General features: G+C 37.5%; 15 protein-coding genes and 1 riboswitch. Of the genes, 5 read left to right on the top strand and 10 right to left on the bottom strand.

Features of this window, described 5'->3' with window-relative positions; genetic code table 11:
• Positions 1-97: 97 nt before the first annotated feature.
• Both PYW42_RS03835 and PYW42_RS03830 read left to right on the top strand, forming a co-directional pair.
• Positions 98-1,825 (top strand): ABC transporter ATP-binding protein, encoded by a 1,728-nt coding sequence (locus PYW42_RS03835; protein WP_002364705.1) that lies wholly within the window; start codon positions 98-100, stop codon positions 1,823-1,825.
• Entirely contained in the window at positions 1,815-3,581 is a 1,767-nt protein-coding gene (locus tag PYW42_RS03830) for an ABC transporter ATP-binding protein (protein WP_002361379.1), read from the top strand. Before PYW42_RS03835 ends, PYW42_RS03830 begins: the two co-directional genes overlap by 11 nt.
• Before the next feature lie 51 nt (positions 3,582-3,632).
• On the opposite strand, the gene PYW42_RS03825 is transcribed toward PYW42_RS03830, so the two are convergent.
• Positions 3,633-4,181: a folate family ECF transporter S component gene (locus PYW42_RS03825; protein ID WP_002385065.1), complete on the bottom strand. Its 549-nt coding sequence runs from the start codon at positions 4,179-4,181 to the stop codon at positions 3,633-3,635.
• Positions 4,182-4,211: 30 nt separating this feature from the next.
• Positions 4,212-4,379: riboswitch (THF riboswitch) on the bottom strand.
• Between the two features lie 66 nt (positions 4,380-4,445).
• Complete coding sequence (gene mgsA / locus PYW42_RS03820) at positions 4,446-4,868, bottom strand: methylglyoxal synthase (protein WP_002355823.1); 423 nt, start codon at positions 4,866-4,868, stop codon at positions 4,446-4,448.
• A 185-nt stretch (positions 4,869-5,053) separates the two neighbouring features.
• Here mgsA and PYW42_RS03815 point away from each other — a divergent pair, with 185 nt between their 5' ends.
• Positions 5,054-6,157, top strand: a complete 1,104-nt coding sequence (locus PYW42_RS03815; RefSeq protein WP_002355822.1) for an ABC transporter ATP-binding protein — start codon at positions 5,054-5,056, stop codon at positions 6,155-6,157.
• A gap of 49 nt (positions 6,158-6,206) precedes the next feature.
• On the opposite strand, the gene PYW42_RS03810 is transcribed toward PYW42_RS03815, so the two are convergent.
• The 4 genes from PYW42_RS03810 to PYW42_RS03795 all read right to left on the bottom strand — a co-directional run bounded on the left by PYW42_RS03810 (position 6,207) and on the right by PYW42_RS03795 (position 9,209).
• Entirely contained in the window at positions 6,207-6,824 is a 618-nt protein-coding gene (locus PYW42_RS03810; protein WP_002355821.1) for a hypothetical protein, read from the bottom strand.
• A gap of 127 nt (positions 6,825-6,951) precedes the next feature.
• A complete protein-coding gene (rsmA, locus tag PYW42_RS03805) occupies positions 6,952-7,839 on the bottom strand; it encodes a 16S rRNA (adenine(1518)-N(6)/adenine(1519)-N(6))-dimethyltransferase RsmA (protein ID WP_002358849.1) in 888 nt (295 codons plus the stop codon).
• Positions 7,840-7,857: 18 nt separating this feature from the next.
• On the bottom strand, positions 7,858-8,442 hold the full coding sequence (gene rnmV, locus PYW42_RS03800; RefSeq protein WP_002358848.1) for a ribonuclease M5: 585 nt from the start codon (positions 8,440-8,442) through the stop codon (positions 7,858-7,860).
• On the bottom strand, positions 8,439-9,209 hold the full coding sequence (locus tag PYW42_RS03795) for a TatD family hydrolase (RefSeq protein ID WP_002358846.1): 771 nt from the start codon (positions 9,207-9,209) through the stop codon (positions 8,439-8,441). Before PYW42_RS03795 ends, rnmV begins: the two co-directional genes overlap by 4 nt.
• Positions 9,210-9,343: 134 nt before the next feature.
• Here PYW42_RS03795 and PYW42_RS03790 point away from each other — a divergent pair, with 134 nt between their 5' ends.
• Together PYW42_RS03790 and PYW42_RS03785 are read left to right on the top strand one after the other, a co-directional pair.
• Positions 9,344-11,566: a HelD family protein gene (locus tag PYW42_RS03790; protein ID WP_002409309.1), complete on the top strand. Its 2,223-nt coding sequence runs from the start codon at positions 9,344-9,346 to the stop codon at positions 11,564-11,566.
• Positions 11,567-11,686: 120 nt separating this feature from the next.
• Positions 11,687-12,292: a hypothetical protein gene (locus PYW42_RS03785; RefSeq protein WP_002383359.1), complete on the top strand. Its 606-nt coding sequence runs from the start codon at positions 11,687-11,689 to the stop codon at positions 12,290-12,292.
• Between the two features lie 129 nt (positions 12,293-12,421).
• Here the strand turns inward: PYW42_RS03785 and PYW42_RS03780 are convergent, their stop codons facing one another.
• The 4 genes from PYW42_RS03780 to PYW42_RS03765 form a co-directional block, all read right to left on the bottom strand.
• Positions 12,422-12,571 carry a hypothetical protein gene (locus PYW42_RS03780; RefSeq protein ID WP_002388946.1) on the bottom strand — a complete coding sequence of 50 codons (150 nt, stop codon included), beginning with the start codon at positions 12,569-12,571 and terminating at the stop codon, positions 12,422-12,424.
• A 99-nt stretch (positions 12,572-12,670) separates the two neighbouring features.
• Positions 12,671-14,680 (bottom strand): methionine--tRNA ligase, encoded by a 2,010-nt coding sequence (gene metG / locus PYW42_RS03775; RefSeq protein WP_002355813.1) that lies wholly within the window; start codon positions 14,678-14,680, stop codon positions 12,671-12,673.
• A gap of 187 nt (positions 14,681-14,867) precedes the next feature.
• Complete coding sequence (locus PYW42_RS03770) at positions 14,868-16,259, bottom strand: amino acid permease (RefSeq protein ID WP_002355812.1); 1,392 nt, start codon at positions 16,257-16,259, stop codon at positions 14,868-14,870.
• 40 nt (positions 16,260-16,299) lie between these two features.
• Positions 16,300-17,163: a GRP family sugar transporter gene (locus PYW42_RS03765; RefSeq protein WP_002409310.1), complete on the bottom strand. Its 864-nt coding sequence runs from the start codon at positions 17,161-17,163 to the stop codon at positions 16,300-16,302.
• Positions 17,164-17,218: the final 55 nt, after the last annotated feature.

Genomic DNA, 17,218 nt, shown 5'->3' with positions numbered 1-17,218 from the left:
TTTTCTTCTATTTTAACAGAAGTTGAGAAAATGTAGCGAACAACTTTCTTTCATTGAAAGATTAGGCTACAATGAGAGCAGCAAAGGGAGGAATCTTATGTTTGGTTTATTGAAATACGCAAAAAATTATCGAAAACAAATTATCCTCGGTCCAGTCTTCAAATTTTTAGAAGCTTGTTTCGAGTTAGTCTTGCCCTTATTCATGGCTCACTTAGTCGATGTCGGTATTCGTCAAAACGACCGACAGACTGTCATAGAAATGGCCCTCTGGATGCTTGTTATGTCGTTAGTTGGTTTATTTTTTGTCATGATTTGTCAATATTATGCTTCAGTCGCTTCGCAAGGTTTTGGGACGGAGCTAAGAAATCAATTAATGAAGAAAATTAATCAGCTTTCACACAAAGAATTAAATAGTTTTGGTACAGATACCCTCATCACTCGGATCACAAACGATATCAACCAGCTTCAATTGGCTTTAGCGATGTTTATTCGGTTGGTCATTCGGACACCTTTTTTAAGTATTGGTTCTGTGGTCATGGCTTTTTACATTGATGTGCAGATGGGCTTTCTTTTCCTATTACTTTTACCAATTTTTAGCCTTATTCTCTTTATTATCATTAAAGTGACTGTGCCTTTATATCAAAAAGTCCAAGAATATTTGGATCGGTTAAACCGTCAAATTAGTCAAAACTTAAGCGGTGTCCGTGTGATCCGTGCGTTTGCTAGAAAGGAAACAGAGCAACGACATGTTGATAAAGCTTCAGATGATTTAGGCGATATTTACATTCGTGTATCGAATGTTTCTGCTTTATTAACACCTTTAACCACTTTGATTATGAATGTTGGAATTTTATTTTTACTTTATTTTAGTGGCTTAAAAGTTTCTTTTGGTTCCTTGCAACAAGGGGAAGTTTTAGCATTGATCAATTATATGAATCAAATGATGCTCGCTTTAATTGTTGCTTCTAATCTCGTGGTAATTTTTACGCGAGCCGCCGCTTCCGCAAACCGTGTCAATGAGGTTTTAACTGTAGAAAGCCAGTTAACAGATACACCAGAATCAGCAAAAACATCGCCACAATTTGGTGATATTACCTTTGACCATGTAGATTTTCGCTATGAACCAGAGGCCGGTTTGGCTTTGGAAAATATCAATTTTACGATTCCTAAAGGCTCAATTCTCGGCATCACAGGACCTACCGGCAGCGGGAAAAGTACCTTAACCCAACTCATTCCCAGATTTTATGATGTGAGTGCAGGAAACCTTTTTATTAATGGTGTAAATGTGCGCGATTGGCCGCTCTTTACTTTACGCCAACAAGTTGCAAGTGTTCCACAAACTGCCGTCTTATTTACAGGGACTATTCGAGAAAACTTACAATGGGGCAAACCAAATGCAACTGATGAAGACTGTTGGGAAGCATTAGCTATCGCCCAATGTAAAGAATTTGTTGAACAATTAGACCAAGGGTTAGACACGCCTGTTAACGAAGGCGGAAAAAACTTTTCTGGTGGACAAAGACAACGGTTGACCATTGCCCGTGCCTTGATTAGGAAACCGCATTTACTTATTTTAGATGATTCCTTGAGTGCCCTCGACTATCAAACAGATTTGAATCTGCGCCGTGCTTTACAAAAAGAACGAGCAGAGACAACCGTTATTTTAATTTCACAACGCGTGAGTTCGATTGCTACGGCGAATCAAATTTTAGTCCTAGATAGTGGAAAAGTCGCTGGCCTTGGCACCCACGAAGAATTACTTACTTCTTCTAAAGAGTATCAAGAAATCGTTGCGTCACAGGAGGAGGATACCCATGCAAACTAAAAAAATTCATTTTGGTGCCTTCTCACGTTTTAAGCCGTATTTACTACGCTATCCAAAAGAAATTATTGGCGCCTTAATCCTAGGAATTCTCAGTGGTTTTTCGACTGTCCTCATGACTTATTATATAGGTAAATCCGTTGATACAATGGTTGGTAAAGGACAAGTCAATGCTGCGCAACTCATCAAAATTTTAGGTTTATTAGCAGGGATTTTACTCGTAACCGTTCTAAGTCAATGGCTGATTCAACGTCTCGGTAATCGCGTGTCTTATTTATCGACCACACAGCTGAGAAAAGACGCCTTTGCCCATTTAAATCAATTACCGTTAAGTTATTATGACCAAACATCACACGGAAATATCGTCAGTCGCTTTACCAACGATATTGACAATATTTCAATGGCTTGCTCGGCTGTCTTCAACCAATTATTTTCTGGCATGGCCACCGTCGTTGTTGCTTTGCTCTTTATGATTCGGCTAAGTCCCCTGCTCACATTAGTGGTTCTTATCAGTACGCCGATTATTTTTATTGTAAACTGGCTTGTTGCAAAAGCTTCACAAAAAAACTTTGCTGCACAACAAACGATTGTTGGTGAAATTTCCGGCTTCGTTTCAGAAATGGTTGGCAACCAAAAAATTGTTAAAGCCTTTCAACAAGAACAAGCTACACAAGAAACATTTGAAGCATTGAATCAAACGTTGTATGAAAAAGGACAGAAGGCTCAGTTTTCTTCCTCCTTAACCAACCCACTTTCTCGATTTATCGACCATTTATCTTACTTATCGATTGGATTAGTCGGTGGCTTGTTAGTTTTAAGTGGCAATCCTTTAGTCACAGTTGGTGTTATTTCCAGTTTCACCATTTACTCTAGTCAGTTTTCTAAACCTTTTATTGAACTCTCAGGAATCACCAACCAAATCCAAGCAGCCTTAGCTGGATTGGAACGTACTTTTGATATGATGGATCAACCAGTTGAACGTCCTGATGCCCCGAACGCAATTGTTTTGAAAGAAGCGCGAGGCCGTGTTGAATTTAAAGACGTTGATTTTTCTTACACGCCGACGCGACCTTTAATCGAAAACTTTAATTTAATTGCTGAACCAGGAGAAACAATTGCCATTGTTGGGCGAACCGGTGCGGGTAAATCAACATTAGTGAATTTGTTAATGCGCTTTTACGAGGTCGACCATGGTCAAATTACGGTTGATACTCACGACATTACTCAAATTACTCGGGACAGCTTACGAAAAAGTTTTGGTATGGTTCTCCAAGATACTTGGCTATTCGATAGCTCCATTCGGGAAAATTTAACGTACGGAAATCCTGAAGCCTCTGACGAAGAAATTATAGAAGCCATGAAAAAAGCCCATATTTTTGATTTCGTCATGCGTTTACCTCAAGGACTAGATACCGAGATTGGTTCCCAAGGCGTTAAAATTTCTGAAGGACAACGACAATTAATGACCATTGCACGCACGATGATTAGTAATCCGCCGATGCTTATTTTAGATGAAGCGACCAGTTCAGTTGATACATTGACCGAGCAAAAAATTCAGGATGCTTTTTTACAAATGATGACTGGCCGGACCAGTTTTGTTATTGCCCATCGCTTAGCAACAATCAAAAGTGCTGAAAAAATTCTAGTTATGGACAATGGTCAAGTAGTTGAAATTGGCACCCATGACGAATTATTGCAAAAAGAACAGGGTTATTATCGTGACCTTTACGAAGCACAGTTTAATCAAAAAGCACAATAAAAAAGAGTCACTTTTCTGGGATGATGAAAAGTGACTCTTTTAATTTTAAATTTATTGATCTAATTCAGATAATGGCTTTCCAAATAAACGTTTAAAGGGAATTTTATTGCCTAAATAATAAGTGGCAATTACTTGAATAGGAAAGAAAATAACTGTTTTAATTAAGCGTGGCACCCACCAAGCAAAATTTGCTAGATTGACGCCATACATTAAACTTAACCACAAAGGAGTTAAAATGATATTAATTAAAACGGTGACCAACAATGTCGCCAAAATCACTCGTTGCCATGTCATTTCTTTCTTATAATAGAAATAACCATAAATAGCACCAGCCAAAAAGGCATTTAAAGTAAACCCAGGAAAATAGCCTGCCTTTGGAAAAAGCAACATTCCTACCACATCAGCCACCGCCGTGCCGATTCCAGCCCAAAAAGGTCCGAAAATCATCCCAATCAATGATTCTGGAATAAACGTGAAACTGATTTTTAAAAACGTTGTTTCATACGCAAAAAAGCGTGAAAAGACAACGACCACCGCAATGAGTACGCCCATTAACGCAATGGATTTTGTGCCAAATTTTTTCTTTGTCATTTTTAGCATCTCCTCTAAGAGCTGCTACATGACGAACCATGCAGCGAATGCGAAAACAAAACCGCGAACATTAAAAAGCTGAACGTGTTGTTCTGATGATAAGCAAAGTAAGAACCTTTGCTTTCTAGCAACACACTGTTTATGTTCTTCGTCCAAAAGGCAACATCCCATCCTTTTAGCACTTAACGCTTTGTCTCCTACTCTGTTATTTTATTTGGACAAAAGTCCTCATAAAATATACCACAAAATAGTCAAAATAACCATTAAGGTTCTCTAAAAAGCTAACGGTCGACGATCCCCTTCATGGATAACCTCACGGAAGTCCGCAAACCCCGCCTCGACACCTCTCAAAAGAATTTCAGCACTGCCGATATTGGTCGCTAAAGGAATTTCATAGACATCACTTAGACGAATCAAAGCCGTCACGTCTGGTTCATGCGGTTGCGCGGAAAGAGGATCTCTTAAAAAAATAACTAAATCAATGTTGTCTTCTGATATCATTGCGCCAATCTGTTGATCCCCACCTAATGGCCCCGATTTAAAGCAATGCACGGGTAAGCCAGTTGCTTCCATCACTTTCATGCCTGTCGTTCCCGTTGCATACAATTCATGTTTTTCTAAAATATGTTTATAAGCGGTTGCTAGTTTGATCATTAATGTTTTTTTACGATCATGAGCGATTAAAGCGATTTTCATGTTATCCAACTCCTGTCTTTGTTATATTATAACAAAAGTTTAGCGATAAATCCGCTGAGAGTGTTTGTCCTTTGTCACCTTGACGAAAAAGTCTTCTTTTTCTTGTGCAACTCTCCCTTGCCGAAAGATAGCGTTTTCATTTAAACTATGATTAACAAATCAAAAAGAAAAGAGTGACGTATCAAATGGTGGAAATGGCGCTTAGAAATGTTTATAAAAAATATGACAATGCAGAACATTATTCTGTTACAGATTTTAACTTAGAAATTACAGACCGTGAATTTATCGTCTTTGTCGGACCTTCTGGTTGCGGTAAATCAACAACATTGCGCATGATTGCTGGCTTAGAAGATATTACTGAAGGTGAATTATCAATTGGGGACAAAGTCATGAATGACGTTGCACCGAAAGATCGTGATATTGCCATGGTTTTCCAAAACTATGCGCTTTACCCGCATATGACTGTTTTTGATAACATGGCCTTTGGTTTAAAACTAAGAAAATATGATAAAGCTGAAATTAAAAAACGGGTGGAAAATGCTGCGGATATTCTGGGCTTAACAGAGTACTTACAGCGTAAACCTGCGGCGCTTTCTGGTGGACAACGCCAACGTGTTGCACTTGGCCGGGCAATTGTCCGTGATGCCAAAGTCTTTTTAATGGATGAACCTTTATCAAACTTGGATGCAAAATTACGTGTAGCCATGCGTGCTGAAATCGCTAAACTACACCAACGTTTAGAAACTACGACAATTTATGTGACACATGACCAAACCGAAGCGATGACCATGGCTGACCGAATCGTAATTATGAAAGATGGCTTTATTCAACAAATTGGTTCACCAAAAGAAGTTTACAATACACCTAAAAATATGTTCGTAGCTGGGTTCATCGGCTCACCTGCCATGAATTTCTTCAAAGTTACCTTAAACAATGGGGTTATTTCTAACCAACATGGCTTAAAACTAGCAATTCCTGAAGGAAGAAACAAAGAGCTTGTTGAACATGGTTATGAAGGCAAAGAATTAATTTTCGGTATTCGTCCAGAAGATATTCATAGCGAACAAGTGGCTTTAACGGCAATGAAAGATGCAGTGATTAAATCTGAAGTCGTTGTTTCTGAATTATTAGGGGCTGAATCCATGCTTTATACAAAAATTGGTGATACAGAGTTTATCTCAAAAGTAGATGCTCGTGACTTCCACCATCCTGGTGAAATGATTGACTTAGCTTTTGATATTAACAAAGGACATTTCTTCGACCCTCAAACAGAAGAAGTCATTAAATAAAAAATCTCGAGGCATCCGTCACAATGACGGATGCCTCGATTGTTTCTCTTTATGCTAATTTAACCTTCTTCTTTATCACTTTGGGTTGTTTCGCTTCTGTAAAAGTTGGAATATCTACATGTTTACTTAAGGTACTTGCTAAAAAGTAGGCAATACTGAAATCCACCAAACTATGAATTAATCCACCAACGCCCATCAAAAGAAAAATAGAATACATGAAGCCAGCTGTATAATAGGTTCCTGGCAAGTTGCCCATTGTGTAAAATACAGAAACAACCACTAGCTCGGCAGCGGAATGAATCACTCCAATTCCCACGTTAAACAACTGTAATTTCCCATTTAATAAAGTGAATTTCCCCTCTTTATTGATTAAAATTTCTGGATGCTTTTGTAAAATCACTGCGCCAATGACTGCAAAAATCAAATGAGATAAGGCCCGCAAAGCAATAATCGGTGTTGCGGATAAGAAAAAACCAAAACCTGTTCCTAGACTAACCGCAATTGCCACCACTGGAGAAATAAACATGGCAATAAAAACTGGGACGTGACTTGCTAACGTAAAACTGGCTGGACCAATGGTAATTCTTGGCATAACCATTGGAATGATAATCCCCATTGCAATTAAAAGTGCTGAAATTGTTAAACGTTTTACTGAGTTTGTTTTCATTAAAACTGCCTCCTAAAGGTGTCATGACACCTTTTTGTTTTTCTCAAGTGTAGCTGAACAGCCGCAATGTGTCAAGACACATAAAAGAACTTTCTGTTATTTCTCATAAATAACAGAAAGTTCTTTTTTATACTGGTTTATTTTTTTCTAAAGCATTACTTAAACGAGCAAATTCTTCTAAAGACAATGTTTCACCACGTCTAGAAGGATCGATTTCTGCTTCAGCCAGGCTTTCTTTTAGCCAAGCCACCGTTTGTTCATCTTTCCCATAAAAATGCGTTAAGTTATTCCACAATGTTTTACGTCTTAATTGGAAACTTGCTTTGGTTAATTTGAAAAATTCTTTTTCATTGGTCACTGTCACTGCTGGTGTAGCACGGCGCGTCAATTTAATAATCGCCGAGTCAACATTGGGCTGCGGCACAAAAACCGTTTTTGGCACAATAAAGGCGACACTTGCTTCCATAAAATATTGGACAGCAATTGATAATGAGCCATAAGCTTTCGTTCCTGGTTTAGCAGCAATTCGATCAGCGACCTCTTTTTGCATCATCACAACCATTTCAGCTACATCTAAAGAAGATTCTAAAAAATGCATCATAATTGGCGTAGTAATATAGTAAGGTAGGTTCGCTACCACTTTAATCGGATACTTCTCTTGAAAAACTTGGTTGGTTGTCTCGACCAAATCAGCTTTTAAAACATCTTGATGCACCACTGTTACATTATCATAGCGACTTAAGGTATCCGCTAAGACAGGAATCAAGCGATCATCAATCTCAAAAGCCACAACTTGTGCTGCGTTCATCGCTAATTGCTCTGTTAATGCACCAATTCCAGGCCCGACTTCGACAACATTTGTCTGCTGATTGATTCCCGCTGTTTCTACAATTTTTCTTAAAATATTAGGCTCTGTCAAAAAATTTTGACCTAAACTCTTTTTAAATGAAAATCCATGTTTTTTTAGTATTTCTTTGGTTCTGGATGGTGTGGCAATTTCTTTATAGTCCGTCACGCTTGTTCCTCCATGTAGTTATTCTTCGTTTGCAAGTTCTTTTAAAATACGTGTCATGCTTTCTTTCAATTCTGCTTCTGTAATCCGAAACATGCTTAACCGTTTGACTAACTGTTTGCTATTTGTATAGCCAATTCTTAGGTCATCTCCTAATAATTCACGGTATTTTTTTGCATTTGCTCCCGCTATTAAACCATATTCAACCAGTGTTTGTCTAGGAATTTCTTGATAGTCTTCATCAGCTTGAACAGGTGTTACGACTTTTTTTAAGGCTTCAATAATTGCTTCATCACTAGCATGTTCAACCCCTAGGCTACCGCCATTTTTTTTAGGCACTGCAACTTTTCTTGATAAAAAAGCATGCTTTGCATCAGGAACGACTTCCATTATTGTTTTACGAATTTTTTCGCCCGAATAGTCTGGATCTGTAAAAATAATCACGCCTCTCGTTTCTTGTGCGTGTTCAATTTGTGTCAAAATTTCATCATTGATAGCAGAGCCAATCGTTTCAATCGTATCCGCTGCAACTACCTCTTGAATGCGGCGTGTGTCGTCTTTTCCTTCAACGACAATGATTTCTGCAACTTTCATTTTTTCTTTCATTTATCTATCCGAAACAAGCGATGAGCGTTGACTCTCGTTTGTTCTGCCACTTCTTCAAAGGTTAGTTGTCGTAATTCAGCAATTTTTTCCACTACGTATCGTGTATAGCCGGGTTCATTCCGTTTACCACGATAAGGAACAGGGGCTAAATAGGGTGCATCTGTTTCCACCAACATTCGTTCAAGTGGTACCGCCATCGCCGCTTCTTGAACATCCAACGCCTTTTTAAACGTTACGACTCCACTAAAAGAAATATGCAGACCTAAATCTAAAAATTTCTTCATCCACTCGGCATCACCACTGAAACTATGCATGATTCCACCAATATCTGAAATTTTTTCATCTTTTAAAATTCGATAGGTATCTTCTAATGCCTCTCTCGTATGCACACTAAACGGTAAATTCATTTCCCGAGCAATCGCAATTTGACGGCGAAAGACTTTTTCTTGCACCTCTTTAGGATCCTCCATCCAGTAATAATCAAGACCGATTTCACCTAATGCTACAATTTTTGGCAACGTTAATTGTTCTTGTAATCGTCGTTCAACCTCTGGCGTATAGCTACCCGCTTCTGTTGGATGCCAACCAATGATACTATAAATATTGGCATATTCCTGACTAAGTAAAAGAGATTTTTCAATCGTTGGTTCATCAAAACCGACCACGGCCATCTCTGTAACACCCAATTCTTGGGCATGTGCAATCGTTTCTGGAATATCATCATTAAATTGTTCTGCATTCAAATGTGTATGTGTATCAAAAATCATTATGATTGCCTCCTTTATCTCCTCTCTACTTTATCATATTTCTTGAAAAATCTGAATGACTAGGCGACAAGATTCGCCATTTCCTCATAAACAGCGCTTGCATTTATGCTAAAAGTAACGTATACTATTCAGTCATGTTATTAAAAGGAGGAATCTCCATGACCGATGAAAAAATTTATGAACAACAGCATTTAACAACGGTTTGTCATGAGCTGCAAGCGGCTAAAAAAGTTTACGAAGAGCAATTGGCGAACACAATGAAAGATGGCAAACATATGCTAGAGGAATTTGGTCGCGATTCTAAGCTGAATTTTGATAGTTATGCCGATAATCTAGAAACGTTTGCCATGTTGGAAATGAAGAACCGTGAAATTGATCAGTGGAACTTAAAAAATGAAGCAACGGCTAAAAATTTAGACAAAGTGAAACGCCTATTACAAGTTCCTTATTTTGGCAAAATTGGCGTGACTTTTGAAGACAGCCCTGAAGAGCCAGAAAACTTTTATATTGGCGTAAACGATTTTACTTCTTTAGAAGAAGAAACGCGCATTCACGATTGGCGCTCACCGATTGCTTCGTTATTTTATGACAATGTTTTAGGGAAAACAGCCTACACGGCACATCAACAAACCATTCCTGTACAACTTGATTTGAAAAGACAGTTAATTATTGAAAAAGATCAATTAATCAACTATTTTGACACAACCATTGCGATTCAAGATGATGTGTTATTGCATTCTTTAGAAGAAGATGCTTCTCCTTATATGAAGGACATTACGACAACCATCCAACAAGAACAAAATCAAATAATTCGTGACGAAACGCAGCCACTCCTACTAGTCAACGGGATTGCTGGTAGTGGGAAAACGTCTGCGATTATGCAACGGATTGCTTATTTACTTTATCAACATCGAGCAGAAATTACAGCGGATAATATTTTATTACTTTCACCAAATTCAACATTTATTGATTATATTTCTCAAGTTTTACCGAATTTAGGCGAACGAAATCCCTTGAATTTGACTCTTTTACAATTTTTGCGCTTCACTACCAAAGAAGCATGGCCAATGGAAGAAGAAACGGACTATTTCGAACGCATTACTCGCTCTGAGGCAACGGAGCAAGAGCACGTTATTCGTTCAAAAGAATTTGCAACGTTTCTTTTAAGCAATCCTGAAAAAGCAGTTGTGCAGCCACATTTTTTCCGTCCTTTAACTTTTAAAAAGCAGACCTTATTTACTTCAGAAACAATTTTTAAACTTTATCAAGAAACACCAGCTGACTTGAGTATTCGCCAACGAATTTCAGCCACAAAAGAAAAATTAACCAGTCTTTGGACACGGTACTTATTAAAACAAGCCCATTCTAAAAAAATGTTGGATCAATTCCAAGATTTAACAGAAGCTGAACAAGTTCGTTATTTTGGCACAGTGATTACCGAAGATAATGAAAAACATCTGGCTGATTTTGCTTTAAAACGTTTGAAGAAAAAATATCGCTCTATCACTGCCGCTATTAAAAATGATGCTTGGCTAGATCAATGGGCCTTTTTTGAAACGTTTTATTCTTTATTCACTGAAAAATCGTATCAAAAAGAGACAGCTGTTTTCACAGCCGATGAAATTGTGGCCCTTATTTTGGTGAAACATGCATTTATTGAAAATCTCGCCAACCAGCAAATGGCTTTTATCCTAGTCGATGAAGTCCAAGATTATACAGAAGCCCAATTATTATTACTGCTGACACTTTTCCCTAAAGCTAGTTTTACTTTAGCTGGTGATGAAAATCAAGCCATTTTTAATACAGCCATTGAATTTTCTGAAGCTCATGATTTATTGGTTAACGAAACCAGCCGTTCTGTTGGAACGTATCAATTATTAAACAGTTACCGTTCAAGTAAAGAAATTACACGACTCTTCCAAACATTAGGCACTCAACCAGAGCAATTAACCATTGTGCCCATCCGGCATGATGGAGAAAAGCCGACATTTATTCCTTGTGACTCTGCGTCTGACTATCTTAAAGCAATCGTCACTTCCATTGCAACTTTTGATCCGAAAGAAAGCACCGCCATTATTACTAAAACATTTGCAGAAAAAGAACAATTAACAAAAGAACTTAGTGCTTCTCTTTCATTAGAAGAACATCCGTCACTGCAAGTTTTATCAATTGATATGGCAAAAGGTCTAGAATTTGATAATGTAATTCTTCATAACCCAAATGTTAATCGTTATTCCGACAATAAACGAGATAAAAGAATCCTGTATACTGCTATTTCTCGTGGAATGAAACGGGTCGTTTTACCTTATACCGGCACACTTTCTGAACGGTTTACACCTTACTTGGCAGCCCAGTAACTGAGACTTAAGGCGGATTTTATTTTTAGAAAAACCACTTATAATAGACGAGTAGGCACTGCTTTTTAATTAGCAGACCTACTCGTTTGTTGTCTCTTAAGTTGAGAGGAGCGTGAGAAGGTGAAACAATCACCTGATTTAGAAAATTTTTTAAAAACCTCTATCCAAAAAAATGTAACTATTGAGCGAAAACAACAAAACCAAACCATTTGGCACTGGCTACTGCTTATTTTATTTGGCTTGCTAACCTTTGGCTCACTGACACAGCAGTTACTCCTAATTGGCTTGTTTACACTTATTGCCGCTATTGTTAAAGGTCCCTTAATGCTCGTCTGGGGAACCATCTATTCGGCGTTAGTGGCTTTGTTTCCACCTTTTGCTTTAGTCCTATCTTTACTTTTTTTTATAATTAATTTAGGCACTGTTATGAAAAGTTGGCGTATTACTTTAACAAGTGCTTACTTTTATCTAATTCCTTTAGGTTTTAGTCTCTTGAAAACGACCGACTGGGTATCAACGCCTTATTTCCTGACAGGCTTGGCTTTGTTAAGTATTTTAGGGCTGCATTTTATATTAGAGTGGCTTTATAAAAATAATAGCTTAGGCCGTTTACTCACGTGGCAAATTATCAGTGTCCCTTTTTCACTCTTACTGATCATTTTACCAAGTCGCCTAACGAAAGGCCGTTTTGGTAAAAAACGAATACCTAAAAAAGTGAAACTCTAACATAGAAAAGCCTAGGAAAAATCGCAAATGATTTTTTCTAGGCTTTTCTTCGATTCTTTTAATTTAAAAATTCGTTGATTTTCGATTTTAGGACGTCGATAATATTATTTACTTCTATATCGCCACTTTCTATTTTTTCCACAAAACAAAGCCCCAAATAATTATATTTATCGTAACTAAAGTACCAATAATACGTTTATTCCTAGCAGATGTATAGGCCTTTCTCCATTTTGGATCATTTTTACGTCTTTTTAAAAATTCATAAGTATGATAAGCCATCAAACTTCCCCCACATCAAATCACTTTTCTTCTAGTATACAAAAAAAGTAGTAAAGATAAAAGGTTACAATTCACCTTTTATCTTTACCACTTATGCTTTTATGCGATTCCTGCACCATTTGGCATTTCTTTTGGTGCTTCAACAATTTGAAGTTTCCCTTCTGGTGATTCAGCTGAAAGAATCATTCCTTGGCTAATTTGACCACGCATTTTTCTTGGTTTTAAGTTAGCCACAATGACTACTTTTTTGCCAATTAGCGCAGCTGGATCTGGATAAAATTCAGCAATACCTGAAAGAATTTGACGATGGTTTTCATCTCCAGCATCTAAACGAAATTGCAATAATTTATCTGCTCCTTTGACTTTTTTACAGTCAATAACTTCGGCAACTTTTAATTCCACTTTATCGAAATCATCGTACTTAATTTGTTTTTCTTTCGTTGAAACCAACGTTGTTTCTTCTGGATTCCATTTAATATCCTCTTCTGTAGCACTTTCGCTTTGGGACATTTTCTTTTGAATATACGTTACTTCTGTTTCAATTTCTAAACGTGGGAAAATAGGTGTTCCTTTACTTGTTACTGTTACATCTGTTGGAAACTCACCAAAATGAATATTTTCCATGTTCATTGTTTCTGGATCTAAGCCTAATTGTTCGAAAATTTTCCCTGGTGTTTCTGTCATGACTGGTTGCAATAAGATTGCCACAATTCGTAAGCTTTCCGCTAAATGGATCATGACACTTTCTAATTCATTGCGTTTCTCTTCTTCTTTAGCCAATACCCAAGGCGCTGTTTCATCAATATATTTATTTGCACGAGAAACTAGCGTCCAGATTTCTGCAATGGCCGTATTAAATTCCATTTTTTCCATTGCTTCATGATATTTTCCAATAACATTCGCCGCAGTTGTCGATAGTTCACTATCAAATGGGGTAACTTTTGAAGCATAGGCTGGTACTTTGCCATCACAATATTTATTAATCATCGCAATTGTTCGATTCAACAAGTTTCCTAAGTCATTAGCTAAATCATAATTTAAGCGAGAAACGAAATCTTCTGGTGTAAAGACGCCATCACTACCAAATGGAATTGCTCGTAATAAATAATAACGTAACGCATCTAGACCGTAGCGTTCTACTAACATTTCAGGGTAAACAACATTTCCTTTAGATTTAGACATTTTTCCGTCTTTCATCAATAACCAACCATGTCCAAAGACTTTTTTCGGTAATGGTAAATCCAAGGCCATTAACATAATTGGCCAATAAATCGTATGGAAACGCACGATTTCTTTCCCAACCATTTGCACGTTCGCAGGCCAATATTTTTGGAATAATGAATCATCTTCTGAACCATAACCTAGTGCTGTAATATAGTTTGATAACGCATCAATCCATACGTAAACCACATGTTTTGGATCATTTTTTAATGGAATTCCCCAAGAGAAAGTCGTTCTTGAAACGGCTAAATCTTCTAATCCTGGTTTGATAAAGTTATTTAGCATCTCATTTTTACGAGATTCTGGTTGAATAAATTCTGGATGTTCTTCGTAATATTGTACCAAGCGATCCGCATATTTACTCATGCGGAAGAAATAGGATTCTTCTTTAACTAATTCGACTTCGTGACCACTTGGTGCTTTCCCACCAATGACATTGCCTTCATCGTCACGATATACTTCAGCTAATTGTGTTTCAGTGAAAAATTCTTCATCAGAAACTGAATACCAACCTTCATATTCTCCAAGGTAGATATCTCCTTGTTCTACTAAACGGTCAAAAATTTGTTGCACGGCTGCCATGTGATAATCATCCGTTGTCCGAATAAATTTATCATAGCTGATATCTAATGTTTTCCATAATTTTTGAACATCTGCTGCCATTTTATCAACGTACTCTTTTGGTGTCACATTCAACTCAGCAGCTTTTTTTTCAATTTTTTGGCCATGTTCATCCACACCTGTTAAATAAAATACATCAAAACCCATTAAACGCTTGTAACGGGCCATTGCATCGCAGGCGATTGTTGTATATGAATTCCCAATATGTAACTTCCCACTTGGGTAATAAATTGGGGTGGTAATATAAAATGTTTCTTTCTGTGACATACAGAAAAAACCTCCTTTAGTCATTTTCCTAAACCCTCAGGATTTACTCCTAAACAGTATACCATAATTAGACATTATTAAACTATATTTCTTGTCGGTTTTCTCTTGAAAATGAAGAAAATGCCAGAAAGAAAAGAGAGAAACACCTGTCTATTTGACAAGTATTCCTCTCTTTTTTCGTTCATTTTTATTCTTTTGTCTCGAAACGAACGATACTATGGTGTCGTCCATAAAAGAAATAAATAGCCAAACCAATCACTACGGCTATGCCAAATACTTGCCAAGTAGCTAAAGACAATTGGAACATCAAAGCCGCGCAAACCACGATTGAAATTAATGGTAGAACCGGCACAAGTGGTACTTTAAATTCACCTGCTTGCGGTTCTCCTTTCATTGTCCGTAATTTGATAATTCCTAAAGCGAGAAACATCAGATAAAAGAGTGTCACGATATTTGTAAGTTCAGCCAACATCTCCATTGGAACAATCCCAGCAAAAACCATTGCTAAAAATCCAGCTACATAGGTTGCATTCTTAGGTGTGTGCCGCTTCTCATCGATTTTGCTCATAAACTGCGGCAATAATCCATCTTTACTAATCGCATAAATCACACGGGCTAAACTGTACATCATCGCAATCGTCACTGTTAATAAGGTTAAAATAGCACCAACTGAAATGATTGTCGCGATTGCGCCATGATTAATGAAGCGCATCGCAAAAGCCACCGGATCCTTGACCCCTAAATCCGTAAATGGAACAATCCCAGTTAAAACTAACGTAACAACAATATATAACAATGTTGAAATAATAATGGAACCAATAATCCCTTTTGGAATATCTTTTTTCGGATTCTTCACTTCCTCCGCGGCCATGCTGACCGCATCAAACCCTAGAAAGGCAAAGAAAACTAAAGCAGCACCACTGAAAACGCCTGAAAAACCATAAGGAATAAATGGTTGCCAGTTCGTTGGTTTCACATAAAAGATTCCCACGAGAACAAATAATAAAATAATCCCAAACTTCACGAAAACCATTAAGTTATTTAAACGTAACGCTGTTTTCGCTTCTAAAGATACCCAAAAAGTTACGGCTACAACGACCAACATGGCAATCAAATCAATATATGTACCATTTGTTGGATTATAAGCGCCACTTAACGCTTGCGGCAAAGAAAAACCTAAGCTATCCAAAAAGCCATGGACATAGCCTGACCAACCTGAAGCAACGGATGAAACCGCCAAGAAAAACTCACAAATAATCATCCAACCAGTCATCCAAGCCACAATTTCTCCAAAGACCACATACATGTAGGCATACGGCCCACCAATGACCGGAATACGTGATGCAAATTCTGCATAGCATAAACCAGATAAAATAATCGCGGCTGCTGCTACCAGAAATGATAAGACGAGCCCTGGACCTGCATAGCGTTCCGCTGCGACACCTGTCACAACAAAAATCCCTGTTCCTACTACAGCCCCAATTCCTAGAAAAATTAAGTCCATCGTCTTAAGATTTTTTTTCATCCCACCACTGTCATTGACAGGCACAGTGATTTCTTTTTTTCTGAAAATAGACATGTGTTTACCCCCGTAAAAAAAATAAGCGTAAATAAACTATTTACGCTTTCATATACCCTAAAAGAATACCACCTAGAATAACAAAAATGCAACCAAAAATAACATAAAACATTTCTTTTTTTGATTTTCTTTCGCCTAAAAGGAAGATGCCCCCAAGAGTCGAAATAATAATCCCCATTTGTGATAAAGAGAAGCTAATAGCTAAGCCAATTTCACGCATTGTTAATAACATACAAATATTTCCTAAGCCCCAAAGCAGACCCGTCGTCATATTCATCCAAACAAAACGATCAACTTTGACTTTTTTGAAGGCAAAGAAACTAGCCCCCACTAACATACCAATACTTTGTGGCAAAATAATTCCCCACGGATCTAAACCAGTGGCATTAATAATGATGGTATAGACGCCATACCCAACTGTTGAGAAAATCAAGGCCCGAATCCCTTTATTAAAATCTAACATACTGTTTGAGGTTTTCGGTTGACTGTCATCATCTTGTCGAGCTGTTAAATACACCCCAAAAACTAAAAAGGCCAAAGCGATAAAGCCCACAACAAAGTCTTTTGTTTTTGTCCATTCATGGAAAAAAACAGCCCCTGCAACGGTATTAACAACTAACTGCATCCCAGTTGAAATTGGTAAGCCAACTGAAACGCCCATATATTTCATGCTATGAAATTGTTTATTCTGTCCCAAACTCCAGAATAAACCAGATATAAATCCAACAATTAATGTGGCTGTCGTCAACGTAGGCTGGATGACAAAAAAGACAACAATTGAAAATAGTAATGCGCCGATTGTCATACCTAACGTTTGTTGATTGGCGCTTCCACCAATTTTACCGCTGACTAAACCAATACTGCCCCACGCAATCATGGGCACTAAAGCGATAAGTAAACTCATAATATTCTCCTAACAAATTTATTTCATTTCATTCTAACAATAAAAACGTTTTCTA

This window comes from Enterococcus faecalis, assembly GCF_029024925.1.
Taxonomy (GTDB): Bacteria; Bacillota; Bacilli; order Lactobacillales; family Enterococcaceae; genus Enterococcus; species Enterococcus faecalis.
The sequence above is the reverse complement of the archived record's forward strand: the minus strand, read 5'-3'. Positions and strand labels throughout refer to the sequence as shown.